The organism is Roseivivax marinus (genome assembly GCF_900109705.1).
Taxonomy (GTDB): domain Bacteria; phylum Pseudomonadota; class Alphaproteobacteria; order Rhodobacterales; family Rhodobacteraceae; genus Roseivivax; species Roseivivax marinus.
In genome coordinates this window covers 361,566-377,636 of the sequence record NZ_FOAI01000002.1, presented here as the reverse complement: position 1 = coordinate 377,636, position 16,071 = coordinate 361,566, and the positions used below count along the sequence as shown (strand labels likewise).

The 16,071-nt window shown below is 67.4% G+C and carries 14 protein-coding genes; 3 read left to right on the top strand and 11 right to left on the bottom strand.

Going from position 1 to position 16,071, the window contains the following annotated elements:
• Positions 1-27: 27 nt before the first annotated feature.
• The 9 genes from qhpR to BMX29_RS04415 all read right to left on the bottom strand — a co-directional run bounded on the left by qhpR (position 28) and on the right by BMX29_RS04415 (position 12,049).
• Positions 28-1,008, bottom strand: coding sequence for an AraC-like transcriptional regulator QhpR (gene qhpR, locus BMX29_RS04455; protein ID WP_092810704.1), 981 nt, complete (start codon positions 1,006-1,008; stop codon positions 28-30).
• A gap of 70 nt (positions 1,009-1,078) precedes the next feature.
• Positions 1,079-1,393, bottom strand: a complete 315-nt coding sequence (gene cyoD, locus BMX29_RS04450) for a cytochrome o ubiquinol oxidase subunit IV (RefSeq protein ID WP_043842668.1) — start codon at positions 1,391-1,393, stop codon at positions 1,079-1,081.
• On the bottom strand, positions 1,390-2,010 hold the full coding sequence (locus tag BMX29_RS04445) for a cytochrome c oxidase subunit 3 (RefSeq protein WP_043842669.1): 621 nt from the start codon (positions 2,008-2,010) through the stop codon (positions 1,390-1,392). The genes cyoD and BMX29_RS04445 overlap by 4 nt, the downstream gene beginning before the upstream one ends.
• The gene (locus BMX29_RS04440) at positions 2,007-4,085 is read right to left on the bottom strand and encodes a cbb3-type cytochrome c oxidase subunit I (RefSeq protein ID WP_081749649.1); all 2,079 of its coding nucleotides are present in this window, start codon (positions 4,083-4,085) and stop codon (positions 2,007-2,009) included. Before BMX29_RS04440 ends, BMX29_RS04445 begins: the two co-directional genes overlap by 4 nt.
• The gene (locus tag BMX29_RS04435) at positions 4,082-5,080 is read right to left on the bottom strand and encodes a cytochrome c oxidase subunit II (RefSeq protein WP_139196918.1); all 999 of its coding nucleotides are present in this window, start codon (positions 5,078-5,080) and stop codon (positions 4,082-4,084) included. The genes BMX29_RS04440 and BMX29_RS04435 overlap by 4 nt, the downstream gene beginning before the upstream one ends.
• A gap of 201 nt (positions 5,081-5,281) precedes the next feature.
• The gene (locus tag BMX29_RS04430; protein ID WP_092810700.1) at positions 5,282-7,324 is read right to left on the bottom strand and encodes a glutamine amidotransferase; all 2,043 of its coding nucleotides are present in this window, start codon (positions 7,322-7,324) and stop codon (positions 5,282-5,284) included.
• Complete coding sequence (locus BMX29_RS04425; RefSeq protein WP_092810698.1) at positions 7,321-10,170, bottom strand: DUF4159 domain-containing protein; 2,850 nt, start codon at positions 10,168-10,170, stop codon at positions 7,321-7,323. Before BMX29_RS04425 ends, BMX29_RS04430 begins: the two co-directional genes overlap by 4 nt.
• On the bottom strand, positions 10,167-11,045 hold the full coding sequence (locus tag BMX29_RS04420; protein WP_092810697.1) for a DUF58 domain-containing protein: 879 nt from the start codon (positions 11,043-11,045) through the stop codon (positions 10,167-10,169). Before BMX29_RS04420 ends, BMX29_RS04425 begins: the two co-directional genes overlap by 4 nt.
• On the bottom strand, positions 11,042-12,049 hold the full coding sequence (locus BMX29_RS04415; protein ID WP_043842678.1) for an AAA family ATPase: 1,008 nt from the start codon (positions 12,047-12,049) through the stop codon (positions 11,042-11,044). Before BMX29_RS04415 ends, BMX29_RS04420 begins: the two co-directional genes overlap by 4 nt.
• 65 nt (positions 12,050-12,114) lie before the next feature.
• Here BMX29_RS04415 and BMX29_RS04410 point away from each other — a divergent pair, with 65 nt between their 5' ends.
• A complete protein-coding gene (locus tag BMX29_RS04410; RefSeq protein WP_092810695.1) occupies positions 12,115-12,705 on the top strand; it encodes a DUF1285 domain-containing protein in 591 nt (196 codons plus the stop codon).
• Between the two features lie 8 nt (positions 12,706-12,713).
• Here BMX29_RS04410 and BMX29_RS04405 read toward each other — a convergent pair whose 3' ends face one another.
• Positions 12,714-13,040, bottom strand: coding sequence for a hypothetical protein (locus BMX29_RS04405; protein WP_043842681.1), 327 nt, complete (start codon positions 13,038-13,040; stop codon positions 12,714-12,716).
• Positions 13,041-13,116: 76 nt separating this feature from the next.
• Complete coding sequence (locus tag BMX29_RS04400) at positions 13,117-13,935, bottom strand: sulfotransferase family protein (RefSeq protein ID WP_043842683.1); 819 nt, start codon at positions 13,933-13,935, stop codon at positions 13,117-13,119.
• 157 nt (positions 13,936-14,092) lie between these two features.
• Here BMX29_RS04400 and BMX29_RS04395 point away from each other — a divergent pair, with 157 nt between their 5' ends.
• Both BMX29_RS04395 and BMX29_RS04390 read left to right on the top strand, forming a co-directional pair.
• Positions 14,093-15,670, top strand: coding sequence for a DUF5928 domain-containing protein (locus BMX29_RS04395; protein WP_092810693.1), 1,578 nt, complete (start codon positions 14,093-14,095; stop codon positions 15,668-15,670).
• A gap of 22 nt (positions 15,671-15,692) precedes the next feature.
• A complete protein-coding gene (locus BMX29_RS04390) occupies positions 15,693-16,061 on the top strand; it encodes a histidine triad nucleotide-binding protein (RefSeq protein ID WP_092810691.1) in 369 nt (122 codons plus the stop codon).
• Positions 16,062-16,071: the final 10 nt, after the last annotated feature.

Here is a 16,071-nt window from a genome sequence, read left to right as displayed (position 1 = left end):
TTTGACATTTCCGGCGAGGCGGGGGCCTCAATGCGGGCGCAGCCTCTCCGGCGCGCAACCGAACCACCGGCGCGCGGCGCGCGAGAACGCCGACTGCTCGGAATAGCCGAGCCGGTCCGAAATCTCGGCGAGGCCGAGTGGCGTTTCGGTCAGAAGAACCCGCGCGGTTTCGAGCCGGCAGGCCTCGAGCAGCTGGCGGTAGCTGGTCCCGGCGGCGTTCAACTGGTCGCGCAGGCTGCGGTCAGAGCACCCGAGGACACGTGCCATGTCGGCCTGGTCGACACTCGCCCGCCCGAGATGACGCAGGATCTGGTTGCGGACGCGCGTCGTCACCGGCAGCGCGCCGAGCTTCTGCTGCACCCGGTCCTCGAGGAGGCCGCGCGCCGCAACATGGGCGGCGGCATCGGCTCCGACCTGGCTCCGCGCGTGTAGCGCGCCAGCGGGCAGGGAGAGGACGTTCGCCTCGGCCATCATGTCGAAGGGACGGCGTATCGCCCGTTCGAGGCGCCCGCTCGCGGCATCGGGCGCGTGCTCGAACCTCACATCCACCACCCGTGCCGCGTCCGGCACGAACCTTGAGACGACGCCGAAGACGAGGCCCATGGTCAGTTCGGCATCCGCCTGCCGCGGCCAGACCCCGGGGTTGAGCACGCGGTACTGGAATTCAGCCCGGTCGCCCGAGCTGTCGAAGGCGACGAGCGCGCCCGACTGGATCAGGGGGAAGCCCGTGCGGAGCGCCGACAGCGCATCGCCGAGGCTCGGTGCTGTGCGGATCGCAGTGCCCGTGGGGCCCAGCTCGTCCAGATCGTACCCCGCCCCAAGGCTCCAGATCGGGGTTCCATCGCCCATCTCGGCCCGCAGATCCTGGAAGGCGCGCACGAACTCGGACAGGGATACGGTATGCGGGTCCGGTCCGGGCTGCGCGGACACGGCGCCTGACGCCAGCGACGCGAGCGGGGCGTCGATGATCCAGTCCGGATCGGGGCGCGGGGCGGAAGGGGCTGACATGAGAAACAGCCAAGCACGCCGCGTCGGCGCTGTTAAGGCCCTGCGTGTCGACGCAAGCGCGGCAGAAGCCTCACATCATCCGCTCCGAGAGATCGCCCATCACCCACAACGTGCCGAAGGCCATGATCGCCAGCAGAAGGATCGTGAAGAGCAGAAGCTGCAAGTCCTCTCGTTTCTGCCGTGTGAGGTCGATGTGGAGGAAATAGCGGAACTGCACCACGATCTGCACGAGCGCCAGAACCACCAGCGTCGGCACGATCCACCCGGCTGGCAGAAGCCCGGTCATCACGCTGCCAAAAGAGGCGGCCGACAAGAGGACCGACAGTCCGAGGCCGAGCGAGTAGAACCGGCGTTCGCGGCGTTCTTCGGGGCTGGAGCGTTTCATGCGACCCCCGCGAGAAAGACGAATGAGAAGATGCCGATCCAGACGATGTCCAGGAAATGCCAGTAAAGGCCGAGGCGGGTGATCCGGCTTTTCACCCGGTCCGTGAGCCCGAACTTGAGAATCTGAAGCGTCAGGACCCAGATCCACAGAAGGCCTGCTGCGACATGCAGGCCGTGAAGCCCCACAAGCGCCCAGAACGCGCTGAGATAGCCGGACCGCTGGGGGACGGCACCGATCTCGATCAGGTGGTGGAAGTCGAGGACTTCGAAGACGAGGAAGAACAATCCCGACGTCGCCGCGACGGAGAACCATATCAGGAAGCGCCATCGGCTGGCGTCGTATTTCATCGCGAGACTGGCCCAGCTGAACGCGAAGGAGGACAGCAGCAGCAGGCCGGTCTGGATGGCGATGGAGTGAAGGTTCGTCACCTCCTCGGGCCCCGGTCCCCCGGCGGTGGCGCCGACCATCGTGCCGAATACCGCAAAGACAAGCCCGAAGGTCACCAGATCGCTCATCAGGAAGACCCAGAAGCCGAAGACCTTGCTTTCCTCGGCCTCGCCGCTGCCCACATAGCCCAGGTCCAGCCCGGGGTGCCGGTTCACCTGCGTATCGCTCATGATGCCACCACCATGTCCGTCGCGGCCCGGCCGCGGTTTCGGGTGTCGTTCTCATGGTCGCGGGTCACGCCGGGATTGAGCGACGCCGCCTCCACCCATGCCTTGTGATGCCGGGCGACGGTGCTGGCCGGGATGGTGACCTCCGGATGTTCGCGGAAGCTGTGCACCACGTACCACAACACCATGCCCGCGAACGATGCGACCGCCAGCCACCAGATCCACCACGTCATCGCGAAGCCGAACGCGGTGGTCGCGATCATCACGACCATGCCCGCCGCGGTATTGGGCGGCAGGTGCACGTCCTCGTAGCGCTCGGGCGTGACGTAGGGCTGGCCATCGGCCTTCTCGCGTGCGAAGGCGTCACGCTCGTTCACGTGCGGGATCATGGCGAAGTTCCACGGCGGCGGCGGTGCGGACGTCGCCCACTCCAGGGTCCGGCCGTCCCACGGGTCGCCCAACGGGACCGCCAGCGCGTCCCGGTTGCGGATCGAGATCCAGAGCGTGACGAAGAGTCCGGCAAACGCCGCCATCAGCAGGCAGGCCCCGATCATGCAGACGATCATGATCGGCACGAAATCCGGGTTGTCGAAGGCCGCCGAGCGCCGCGGATAGCCCATGAGGCCCACGAGGTAGAGCGGCAGGAACGTCAGGCAGAAGCCCACGATCCACAGCAGTGCGGTGATCTTGCCGGCGCGCTCGTCGAGGCGGAAACCGAATGCCTTCGGAAACCAGATGTGCACGCCCGCGAAGATTCCGAAGATCAGCCCCGGCAGCAGCACGTTGTGGAAATGCGCCACGATGAACTGCGTGTTGTGGACCTGCCAGTTGATCGCAGGGTTGGCGAGGATGATGCCCGACAGGCCGCCGATCACGAATAGGATGAAGAAGCCGGTCATGTAGACCATGGGCGTCGTCATGCGGATGCGACCGCCCCACAACGTGGCCATCCAGACGTAGACCTTCACTCCGGTCGGGATCGCGATGATGCCGGTCGCGATACCGAAGGCCGCGTTGATCGTCGCGCTGTTGCCCATCGTGAAGAAGTGGTGCAGCCAGACGCAGAAGCTGATGACCGCGATGCTCATCGTCGCGATCACGAGGCTCGTGTAGCCGTAGAGCCGCTTGGCCGCGAACATCGACGTCAGTTCCGAGAAGATGCCGTAGGCCGGCAACACGAGGATGTAGACCTCGGGGTGGCCGAACATCCAGAACAGGTTCGCGTAGTTCATCATGTTGCCGCCGAGGTCGTTGGTGAAGAAGTGGAACCCGGCGAGGCGGTCGAGGGCCTGCATCAGGCAGGCGACGGTCAGCGGCGGCAGTGCGAAGATCAGCAGGATCGAGGTGCAGAGCGCGGTCCAGGTAAAGACCGGCATCTTCATGAAGCTCATCCCCGGCGCGCGCATCTTGTAGATCGTGACGGCGAAGTTCATGCCGGAGAACATCGATCCGAAGCCGGACAGCGCGATCGCCCACACCCAGTAATCGGGCCCGGGGCCGGGATCGAAGTCGGCCCCGGTGAAGGGCGGGTAGGCCGTCCAGCCGCCGGTCTCGAAGGCGCCGACGACGAGCGAGATCATCACCAGCGCGGCGCCCGTGGTGGTCAGGCCGAGGCTGATCTGGTTCAGCACCGGGAATGCCATGTCCCGCGCGCCGATCTGCAGCGGGATCAGGTAGTTCATGAAGCCGGTGATGAACGGCATCGCCACGAAGAAGATCATCACCGTGCCGTGGGTCGAGAACAGTTCGGCCCAGTGGGTGTTGGACAGAACGCCGCCGTCGAGCGCCGTGGTCTGGTGGGCGCGCATGACGATGCCCTCGAACACGCCGCGGGCCATCATCACGAAGCCGATCACCATGTACATGATGCCGATCTTCTTGTGATCGACGCTGGTCAGCCATTCCGACCAGAGCCAGCCCCAGCGCCGTGCCACGGTGAGCCAGGCCATGACGGCGAGAACGCCGAGCACCGCCATCCACGCCGCGCCCGAGGCCACGGCGGTGTCGATGCTGGGGGCGTGGAAGAATTCGAACAGCTTGAGCTCGCCCCAGGCGAGGCGGCCGAACAGGTCGATCATTGCGGCACCTCGGGCAGGCTTGCGGACTCGGGGTCGTAGACAGGGCTGCCGGGCTGTGCCTCGGGCGGCACCGGCTCCCCGCTGCGGTAGCGGGCGACGACGCGGTCGAAGAGGCGCGGCGCGGCGAGAGAGAACACCAGGGGCCCGTCACCCTCGCGGCCAAGGTCCGTGCGCGCCTTGGCGATATCGCCGGATTGCGCCAGCACGCCGTAGGTCTCGGCGTCGAGTGCCGGCGCACCGCGCGCGGTTTCGACCCAGTCGGCGTAATCCTCGGTGGATAGCGCCCGGACCGGGGCGCGCTGCGCCGGAAAGCCTGTGCCGTTGTATTGCGTGTTCTGGCCGACCGTGGTGCCCGGGCTGTCGGCGATCATGCTCAACTGCGTGACCATGCCCGCCATCGTATAGATCTGACCCGCAAGGCCAGGGGCCATGAAGCTCTGCATCACGGTGTCGGTGGTCAGGCGCATGTCGGCGGGGCGACCAACGGGCAGGACAAGCTCACCGACGCTGGCGATGTTCTCTTCGGGGTAGATGAACAGCCATTTCCAGTCGAGCCCGACGACATCCACCGGAACCGGGGGGCCGGTGATCTCGAAATCCATGCCCTCGGCCATCTCGGCGTCGATGTCGCGGTAGGGGTCGATGCGGAAAACAGCCTGCGTCAGCCAAACCGACAGCGCAACGATGATGATCGTCGGCACGCCCCACATGAGGATCTCGAGCTTGGTGTTGAAATGCCATTGCGGGCGGTATGTGGCGCGCGTGTTGTCGCGCCGGTACCACCACAGGATCAGCGGGGTGCCGACAAGCACCGGCAGGATCGCGATCATGGTGATCGCCGTGGCCCAGATCAGCTCGGTCCGCTGGACACGGGCGATGGCACCGAAAGGGGTCAGAAAGCCCTGCACCTCCGCCACCGCGAGAGACGGGGCGAAGAGGAGGGCGAAAAGAAGTGCACAGCGATAGGCTGCGCCAAGGTGGCGCGCGGAACTCATGTCGGCATCGGGCGACATACCTTTCGTCGTATATAACGACAAAAGGAATGGGACCCGGGCCGGGTTCCGGGTTCCCTAGGGGAAGCTGTGGTTCCGGCCATCCGGCTCGGGCACGATCTTAGTTAAGATCGTGCACCCGAAAGGCGCGGCGGCAGCCGCACAATTTTAGGTAAAATTGTGCGGACCCGTCCGTTGGCAGGCTCAGCGGCGGCTTTCGCGCAGCCACGCGGCGAGGATCAGGCCGGAGGCGAGCAGCAGGACCAGCCAGGCGGGCAGCGCTGGCACCTGGGTCACGTTCAGGGTCTCGTAGGCCTCGCGCGGGGTGATGCCGATCCATCCGCGCCCGGCGGCGGGTCGGCCCGGGCTGACCTCCCGGATGTCCGGCAGCCCGTTCTCGAGCCTCGCCGTTCCGCCCCGCACGGTGTCGAGCACAGGTTCCAGCAGCGAGGCGGTGGCGATCGTCTGCTCGAATTCCCGCGGCGCGGCGGGGCCGAGGCCGACCACAGCCTCCTGCTCGCCCTCCTCGAGGCGGTAGAGGCCGATCTCGGGGCCCTCGTAAACCGCTTCGAACCGCCCTGGCGACGTCTCCTCCAGCGTCACAGTCTCGGTTTCGCCGTCGGGACGCGTCACGGTCACTGGCCCGACCTCCTCGCCAAGCGTCCGGCGCACGATCCGCATCCGCTGGCCGGTGGGCTCGGCGAAGAGGGTCTCCTCCTCGAGTTCCGGCTCCTTCATCATCCAGTGGGCCAGCCGCCGCAGCAGTTCGAGCTGAGGTCCGCCGCCCTCGTAGCCACGCGACCACAGCCACGCCTGGTCCGAGGCCATGAGCGCCACGCGACCCTCGCCGATCCGGTCCAGCACGAGAAGCGGACGGCCCTCGGTTCCGGACATCACGACCTCGGCGCTATCGGTGGGTGTGACGTCGATCTGGCGCAGCCAGCGGCCCCAGTCCTCGGCAGTGCCGAGGCCCGACGTCACCGGGTGGCGCTCACCCAGCTCGGTGATTTCCGGGCGGAACGCCTCTTCTATCACGCGGGCGGTAGGCGTCGCGGGCAGCACCTCGCCCAGCGGTGTGCGCGCGAGGCTGTCCGCCGAGGCAAAGTCCGGGCCCGCGGCGATCATCACCGCGCCGCCCTCCTCGACATAGTTGCGCACGTTGTCGAGGTAGATCGACGGCAGGATGCCGCGCCGCTTGTAGCGGTCAAAGATGATGAGGTCGAAATCCTCGATCTTCTCAAGGAACAGCTCGCGCGTGGGGAAGGCGATCAGCGACAACTCGTTCACCGGCACGCCGTCCTGCTTCTCGGGGGGGCGCAGGATGGTGAAGTGCACCAGATCGACGGAGCTGTCGGATTTCAGCAGGTTGCGCCAGGTGCGGCCGCCGGCATGGGGCTCGCCCGAGACCAGCAGCACGCGCAGCCGGTCGCGCACGCCGTTGATCTGAACAAGCGCGGTGTTGTTGCGGTCCGTGATCTCGCCCTCGGCCTCGGGCACGGTGAACTGGATCACGTTGAGGCCGCCGTGGGGCAGGGTAATCGGCAAGTCGAAGCTTTGGCCGATGGGGATATCGAAGGTTTGCGGCTCGGCCCCGTCCACTGAAATGTCGATGGTGGTCTGTGCGACGTCAGGTGCGGCGCCCTCGTCCTCGACCCGCACGGTCAGCGTCACCGGTTCGTCGAGAATGGCGAAGGCGGGCGCGTTCTCGACGATCAGGCGGCGGTCCCAGTCGTCCTCCTGCCCGGTCATCAGAAGGTGCATGGGCGCGGGCAGGTCGGGCGCGCGCTCGAGATCGTGCAGGCGGCCGTCGGACAGAAGAAGGATGCCCGCGACCTGCGCCGGGGGCTCCTCGGCGAGCGCCTCGGAGACGGCCGTCATGAGTTGCGTGCCCGAATTTTCTTCGCCGTCGCCGACTTCGATCCGCCGGATCTGGGTGTTCGGACGGCCGGCGAGTTCCTCTTCGAGCGTGGTGGCGGCGTTCTCGGTCAGGCCGGCGCGGTCGGCAAGGGTCTGCGAGGCGCTCTTGTCCTCGACGATCAGCACGATGTCGTCGAGCGGGGCGCGTTCCTCGCGCTGCCACGACGGCTGCGCCAGCGCGGCCACGATCACCAGGGCGGCGAGCGCGCGCAGTCCCCAGCCGGCGAGGCCGTGCCAGAGCGCCAGTGCCACGCCGAGGACCGCGAGGCCCCCCAGCGCGCCGATGGCGATCCATGGCAGCAGCGGGTCGAAGACGAGCGTTCCGGTCATTGGCCAAGCCTGTCGAGTAGGGCGGGGACGTGCACCTGGTCGGATTTGTAGTTCCCGGTGAGCACATGCATCACGAGGTTCACCCCGAAGCGGTACGCGATCTCGCGCTGGCGCTCGCCCGAGAAGCCACGGCCGAGCGGCAGCATCGGCTGGCCGTTGTCATCCACGGCCCACGCGGCGGCCCAGCTGTTGCCGCCGATCACCACCGGGGTGACGTTGTCGTTGAGGTCGCGAAAGGGCATTCCCTCGACGATCTGCGCGTCGGCCGGCGCGGCCTCGACCCAGACGTCGCGACCGACGTAGCGGCCGGGAAAATCCTGCAACAGGTAGAAGGTTCGGGTGAGGACGTGGTCCTCGGGCACCGGCTCCAGCGGCGGGATGTCGAGCGGGTCCGCCAACTCCTGCAGCTTGCGACCGTTGGGGGAGGACGCGCCAAAGCCCGCGATGTCGGCGTCGCGCGTGTCGAACAGGATCAGCCCGCCCGACCGGAGGTATTCGTTGAGCTTGGCGTAGGCCTCGGCCGAGGGTGTCGGCTGGTCCGGGGTCACCGGCCAGTACAGCATCGGGAAGAATGCCAGTTCGTCCTCTTCGAGGTTCACGCCGATGGGCGGGCCGGGCTCGACCGAGGTGCGGAAATAGAGCGTGTCCGAGAGGCCGCGCATTCCGGCATGAGCGATCTCGTCCACGTCGTCATTGCCTGTCAGAACGTGAGCCAGCGTCACCTCGGCGGTGGCGGCGAGCGCGAAGTCGCCCGCCGGGCCGGCGTCGGGTTCGGCCTGTTCGGACGGTGGGCCGTTGTCCTCGGATGGGGCCAGCTGGCCGGGCGCAGTGCCCTGGGCGGCCGCGCGGTCGGGCAGGGCCGTCACGCTCAGCGCCAGCAGCACGGCCGCTGCGGTGGTCGCCACCGGGCGGGCGCCGCGCAGGCGGCCGGTCAGGGCGAGCGAGGCAAGGATGTCGGCGAACAGCATCACCGTCGCCAACGCCAGCAGCCAGCCGGCGAGCGGCTGCTCCTCGGGGCCGGACAGTCCCTCCACCGGGATACGGTCGGGCCATGCTGTCGGGCGCAACTCGGTGTCGGCATCCACCACGTTGCGGGCGAGCGAGCGGTCCTGACCGGTATAGAGGCCCGGTCGCAGCTCGGGACCGAGCGGCGCCGATACCAGCGCTTCGCCGTCCACGCCCGGCAGGGTGCCGGCGTCGCGCAGGTCTCCGAAGGCGTCGAGCACGACCTCGGGCTGCCATGTGGTGCCTTCCATGTCCTCGATCTCGGGCTGGGCGGGCATCGAAGACACCGCGAGCCGTTCGAGCATCTGCACGAAGAGGCCGGACAGCGACAGGCTCGACCATTCGGCGTTCGCTGTGACGTGGAACAGCACGACCTGTCCCTGGCCCACCTGCTTGCGGGTCACGAGGGGCGTGCCGTCCGACAATTGCGCGATCACGCGCGACGCCAGCGTCGGGTCGGGCTGGGCCATGACCTGCGCCTCCACGGTCACGTCCTCGCGCACGTCGAGGCCGAAGAACGGGCTTTCGGCGTCGAACGGCGCCAGCGTCTTGGGTTCGCCCCAGCTCATGGCGCCGCCGACGCTGCGGCCCCCGGCGCGCAGACGTACGGGCATCAGCGGGTCTTCCTCGCCCCGGCTGAGGTCGCTTGCCGCGACGCGCGGCCCGGCGAAGCGCAGCAGCAGGCCACCGCCTTCGACCCATTCGGTTACCGCGTCGGCCTCGGGGCCGAGCGTGGCGACGTCGGCCAGCACGATCACGTCGGGATTGGCGGGCAGCACATCCGAGAGCGCGCCATCGATCAGGTCGGCGGTCGGCTCCAGCGCGCGTTGAAGATAGTGAAGCGGCGACAGAAGCTCGAGCCCCTCGCGGTTCTCGGTCCCGGCGATCAGGGCAACTTCGCGCGTGCGCAACGAATCGTCCGACAGCGTGAGCGCGCCGGCGCTGTCGCTGGCCTGGACCTGGAAGCGGTCGACCCGTGCCCGCAGTTCGGACGGCAGGGACAACTCGCCCTCGGCCAGGACCGCGCCGTCCTCGAACTGCATGGGCAACTGAGCGAGCGTTGCGGGATTGCCGGCGGGATCGCGCCCCTCGGCCAGAACCGTCACCTCGCGGGCTGGTCCGGCACGCAGGCGCTTGAGCGTCAGGGCGACGTTGCCGTCCACGAAGCGGGCAGGGGCGAGCGCGTAAAGTGGCTCCGGGCTTTCGAAGACGGTGACTGACCCGTGATCCTCGAGCGCATCCAGCAAGGTCTCGCGCCCGTCGCGTGCCAGTCCGTCGGACATCCACCACGTATCGAACGCGCCCTCGGGCAGAAGGTCGGCCACGGCCTCCATGTTCTCGGCATCCGGCGCCCATGGCTCGGGCGAGAGGCCGGCGAGGTGCTGCGCCAGGGCATCGGCGGCCTGGAAGGTCGGTGCCTCCGGGGCGGTCAGACGCATCACCGCAACGGTGCGGTCGTCGCGCTCGGCCCGGTTCAACAGAGCCTCGGCCGCGCCGAGGCGGGCCGGCCAGGACTCCGCGCTGGCCCAGCTCGCGTCCATGACCACCAGCAGCGGCCGGTCCCCGGCCACGGTGCCGTCGTCCTCGGGGTTCAGGATCGGTCCGGCGAGGCCGATGATGATCGCGGCGACCGCAAGCATCCGCAGGAGGAGCAGCCACCACGGCGTGCGATCGCTGACCTGTTCCTCGTCCCTGAGGCCCAGAAGCAGCACGACGCCCGGAAACAGCCGCCGCACGGGGGCGGGCGGCACGGCGCGCAGTAGGATCCACAGCACGGGCAGTGCCAGCAGCCCGAGCAGGAGCCATGGCGTCGTGAAACCGAGCGCGCCGAACAGCGTCATGCCTTGCCTCCGTCCATCGCGCGCCAGACCCACAGAAGGGCAGCCTGCGCGCTGTCATCGGTGTGGTGGCAGTCGTATTGCCAACCCGTCAGGCGGCACAGCCGGTCGAGCCGGTCCTTCCGCTTTGCGAGCCTGTCGAGGTAGCGCGCGCGCAGTTCGGACGCCTTGAGTGTCTCGTGCGCCATGCCGCCGCCCATGGACCGGAATATTGTCCGCCCCTCGTAGGGAAATGCCTCCTCCGCCGGGTCGAGCACCTGCAACAGCACGCCGCGCACACCGCGATCTGCGGCCTTGGTCAGCGCCGCCTCGATCGGGTCGATGTCGCCGAGGAAATCCGACACGAAAAGCGCGCGGGCATGAGGCAGCATCCCGCGTGCTTCGGGGGCGGAATACTCGTCGGGAGTGTCGGTCGAGAACGCTTCGGCGAGCCGCAGGATTTGCGGGTTGCCGCCACGCGGCGGCAGTGTCCAGCCGGTCAGGCCCACGCGCTCGCCGCCGCGGATCAGCAGGATCGTCGCGGCCAGCGCCACGACCCGCGCGCGGTCCGCCTTGCGGGGAAGCCGGCGGTCGTCGGAGGTGAACCGCATGGAGGCCGCCTGGTCGACCCACATCAGGACGCTCTGGGCGATCTTCCACTCGCGGTCCTTGACGAAATTGGCGTCGCCCCTCGCGGAACGGCGCCAGTCGATCGAGCGGTAGCTGTCGCCCGGACCCATCGCCCGGTACTGCCAGAAGTCGTCGCCGATCCCCGCCCGGCGCCGGCCGTGGTCGCCGAGCAGCACCGTGCCGGCAAGCTTGTCGGCACGGGCCAGGAGGTCGGGAAGCGGGCTGGCTTCTTCCTCGGCGCGGTGTCGAAGGGCGAGGGGTGCGCTCACGCAGCCGCCTCGGTGCGCAGCATCCCCTGCGCCACCTGGTCGATCAGGGCGCCGAGGTCCTCGCCGCGGGCGCGCGCCGAGAAGGTCAGCGCCATCCGGTGCACCAGCACCGGCCGCGCCATGTCGATCACGTCCTCGGGCGACGGTGCCAGCCGTCCCTGAAGCAGGGCGCGGGCGCGCACGGTCAGCATGAGCGCCTGCGCGGCGCGCGGGCCCGGGCCCCAGGCCACGAGGTCGCGCACCCGCTCGGAGGCCGACGCGTCGTCGGGCCGGAAGGCGCGCACGAGGTCGAGGATCATCTCGACCACCGACTCGCCCACCGGCATCCGCCGCAGGAGGTGCTGAGCGGCCATCAGCGACGGCCCGTCGAACACCTGGTGCGCCTCGGCGTCCTCGGTGCCGGTTGTCGCCAGCAGGATGTCACGCTCCGTGTCGCGGTCGGGATAGGCCACGTCGATCTGCACGAGGAAGCGGTCGAGCTGCGCTTCGGGCAGCGGATAGGTGCCCTCCTGCTCGATCGGGTTCTGGGTGGCGAGGACGTGGAACGGCAGGTCAAGCTTGCGGGTCTCGCCCGCCACTGTCACCGCCTTTTCCTGCATCGCCTGCAGCAGCGCCGACTGGGTCCGCGGCGAGGCGCGGTTGATCTCGTCGGCCATCAGGAGCTGGCAGAAGATCGGGCCCCCGATGAACTTGAACGCCCGGCTGCCGTCGGCACCGGTTTCCAGAACCTCCGAGCCGAGGATGTCGGCGGGCATCAAGTCGGGCGTGAACTGAACGCGATTGCCGTTGAGGCCCATCACGGTGGACAGCGTCTCGACCAGCCGTGTCTTGCCGAGGCCCGGCAGGCCGATCAGCAGACCATGGCCGCCGCAGAGCAGCGCGGCCAGCGTCAGGTCCACGACACGCTCCTGCCCGATGAACCGGCGGGTGATCGCGGTCTTCGCTTCGGCGAGTTTCGCCTCCAGCGCTTCGATCTCGGCGACCAGATCCTCGGTCTCGGCCATGACAACGCTCCCTGTGCGATTAGATCAATGCGATGGTATCGTTCTGCTCCGGGATGGCAAAAGCAATGAGTTCACAAAATTCCGTGACGCCCTCGCCCGACGGCATCGCCGCCTCGGTGCGCGCGCATGCCGGCAAGGGGCTGCCGCCGGTCGACAAGTGGACCCCCGACCTGTCGGGCACGATGGACATCCGCATCGCGCGTGATGGCACATGGTACCACGAAGGCGGCCCGATCCGGCGCGCGGGATTGGTCAAACTGTTCTCGTCGATCCTCAAGCGCGAGGGGGACGCCTATTTTCTCGTCACTCCGGTCGAGAAATGGCGGATCCAGGTCGAGGATGCGCCCTTCGTCGCCACCGACGTGGAGATAGAGGGCGCGGGCGACGGACAGGCCCTGACCTTCACCACCCACGTCGGCGACCGTGTCGTTGCGGGGCCGGATCATGCCATCCGGGTGACGCGCGACCCCGAAACCGGCGAGCCGTCGCCTTACGTCCACGTGCGCGGCGGTCTCGAGGCGCTGATCGACCGCAAGACGTTCTACCGTCTTGCCGAGGTGGGCGAGGTCGCGGAGCGCGAAGGCTCCGACTGGTTCGGCGTATGGTCGGACGGCGCGTTCTTCGCGATGATCCCGGCCGACGAGATGCCCGACTGACACGACCGTCAGAGGGGCCGGCCGGGGCGTGGAGCCTCTGCCCGGACAGGCAGCGCTTGCAACTGCGGGTGACCGCCGGACGGCCCGGACCGACCGGGCGCCTCCGCCATCAGCAGGAGTCGCACGCTCGTCTGGGCGCCCGAGAAGACGATGCCGTTGAAGAACCAAAGAAGGAACACCGCAAGCGGCCCGTCGGGCGAGCCGGTCACCAACCGCCCCAGCCCCACGACATCGAGCCAGACGAGCGCAGCCACGAAGACCGCCGCAAGCGCGAAGCCGACAAGGCAATTGCGGATGTAGAAGGACACGAGGGGCGGGCGGGCGGTGCGGCGCATGGCAAACCTCCGGGGCGCGATAGCTCGAAGATAACGCAACGGCAGCCCGAGGCCAGTGCGCGCGGCGTCGCGGCCCTCAGTCGCCGAGCTTGGCGTGCACCTCGTCCAGGTCGATCTCGCCCACCGGCATCTTGTTCGAGGGATCGTCGAAGTCGTATTTGAAGAGCTCGAAATCGCGCCAGTAGATTTCTTTCACGAGGTGCATCGAAAGGTCGTCGAAATAGTCCTCGACCGGGTGCGCGCGCTTGGGGCCGTGCCCTTCGCTTTCGTTGAAGCGGGGGATCGCGGCAAGATCGACCGTGTGCTGCGTCGGCGCGGCGTCGAGCACCTTCTGCATCCCGTCGTTGAACGCCTCGGTCCAGAAGATGTGGTCGTAGCGCCCGCCATTGACGATGAAGGTCGAGACGTGACCAGACATGGCCGACCAGTGGATGTCGGGCTCCATCGGGCGGCGCCAGCGGATGGTGTCGCGGGCGAACAGCAGGAACCGGCGGAACGACTTGATTTGGTCGAACTCGTCCTTGCCGTCGTCACCGCCCACCTCGATCCCGTATTTCTGGATCAGCAGCGGCACGAGATTTCCGCGGTAGCGCTTGCCGTTGCGCTGGATGCCGCAGATCTTGTCGAAGAAAGACGACAGGATTCGCGTGTAGGGATTCCGCACGCAGGTGAAGGTGTGGGACGAACGCGTCTTCACGTTCGCGCGGATGGCCGGCTGGCTGTTCTCCAGCGCCCACTTGTGCAGGCCTTCGGTTGCATCGTGGATGTCGCCGTCGAAGAACCGCCCGTGATCCGAATAGAACATGATCTGTCCGATGGTCGAACAGGCGCATTTCGGCACGACCCGATACACCATGCTCTCGCTCTCGGTCATCCAGGTGCCCGGAAACCCCATGCCTGCCGTCCTCTGCCCTTGCCTGTCCGTCGCGGGCCGGCCTGTGCCGCCGGCCTCGCATGCCTCAAAAAAGAAAATGAAGCGTATTCATTCAACCTGCCTTTATCCTTATCAACGCTAGGAAACACGCGAAAAGAGGGCAGCAGTTACCGCGGGCATGGCAAAGATCGCCTTCATCCTCCTGTGCCACAAGGATCCCGACGCCATCGTCAAGCAGGCCCAAAGCCTGACGGCGGTCGGTGACTATATCGCGATCCATTTCGACGCGCGCGCGCCCGCCCACGCCTACCAGGCCATTCGTGCCGCGCTGGCGGACAATCCCAACGTCGCCTTCGCCCGCAAGCGCATCAAATGCGGCTGGGGAGAATGGAGCCTCGTGCGCGCCACGCTCCTTGCCGTGGAGGCGGCGGTCGACGCCTTCCCCCGCGCCACGCATTTCTACATGCTCTCGGGCGATTGCATGGCGATCAAGTCGGCGGAATACGCCCACGACTTCCTCGACCGGCGCGAGGTCGATTACATCGAGAGCTTCGACTACTTCCATTCCGACTGGATCAAGACCGGCTGGAAGGAAGAGCGGCTGATCTACCGACATTGGTTCAACGAGCGCACCCAGAAACGCGCCTTCTACACCATGTTCGAAGTGCAGAAGCGTCTGGGCCTGACCCGGCCGATCCCCGAGGACCTCGAGATCATGATCGGCAGCCAGTGGTGGTGCCTGCGCCGCCGCACGGTCGAGGCGGTGCTCGAGTTCACCCGCACCCGCCGCGATGTCATGCGGTTTTTCGCGACCACCTGGATCCCCGACGAGACGTTCTTCCAGACGGTGGTGCGTCACCTCGTGCCCGAGACCGAGATCGACAGCCGCACGCTGACATTCTTGATGTTCACCGACTACGGAATGCCGGTCGTGTTCTACAACGACCACTACGACCTGCTGCTCAGCCAGGACGCGCTGTTCGCGCGCAAGATCAGTCCCGAGGCCAGCGACCTCAAGCGACGGCTTGGCGTGCTCTACGCCTCCGAGGGGGCGCGGTTCCAGATTTCGGACGAGGGCCGGTCGCTGTTCAAGTTCCTCACCCAGAAGGGGCGGATCGGACGCCGCTTCGCCCCGCGCTTCTGGGAAACCGAAAGCACGCTCGGCCGCGAGCGGGAACTTCTGATCGTCGTGTGCAAGAAGTGGCACGTGGCCAAGCGCCTGCTGGAGCGGATCCGGCAGGTCACCAACGTGCCCTGCATCGAGTATCTCTTCAACGAGGACACCACCCCGCTGCCGGACCTCGGCGGCATCCAGTCGACCATGGCCAAGCGCCATCGTCACCGCCGCGCGCTGATGCGGATGCTGTTCGACTACTTCGAGAGCGACCGCCTGATCGTGTGCATGGACCCCTCGAACCTCGACCTGCTCGAGGATTTCTGCCGCGACCGCGCCACGACGAGGGTCCTCGAAGTGCAGTGCCAGTTCTCGGACAGCTACCTTGTCGGCCATGCCATGCGCGTGGGCCTTGCCGGCGACCGCACCCCGCAGGAGACACTGAACCGCCTGCTGCCCACGATCCGCAACGACATGCTGCACGAAAGCGACCGCATCCGTGACGCGGAGTTCGACAACCTGCTGACCATGCGAGAGTCGGACAGCCCCGAAGCCAATGCCGACCCGCTTGCGCGCTTTCTCGGGGTGGCCCATGACAAGGCGAAGGAAATCGCGGACACGGACTACCTGTTCGCCGACTGAGCACGCCGCGACGGAGGACCCCATGGCCCACGACTACGATTCCGACAACATCTTCGCCAAGATCCTGCGCGGCGAGATCCCCAACGACACCGTCAAGGAGACCGAGCACAGCCTCGCCTTCCGCGACATCCAGCCCCAGGCGCCGGTCCACGTGCTGGTGATCCCGAAAGGGTCCTACGTCACCTTCGATCACTTCGCGCAGGAAGCCTCCGACGCCGAGATCGTGGACTATGTCCGCCTCGTCGGAGAGATCGCGCGCGCCGAGGGGCTGGAAGAGGACGGCTTCCGCCTGATCTCGAATGCCGGCAAGACCGGTGTGCAGGAAGTGCCGCATCTGCACGTGCACATCCTCGCCGGTCGCCCGCTGGGCCGGATGCTTCAGAAGGCCTGAGCACCGGCGC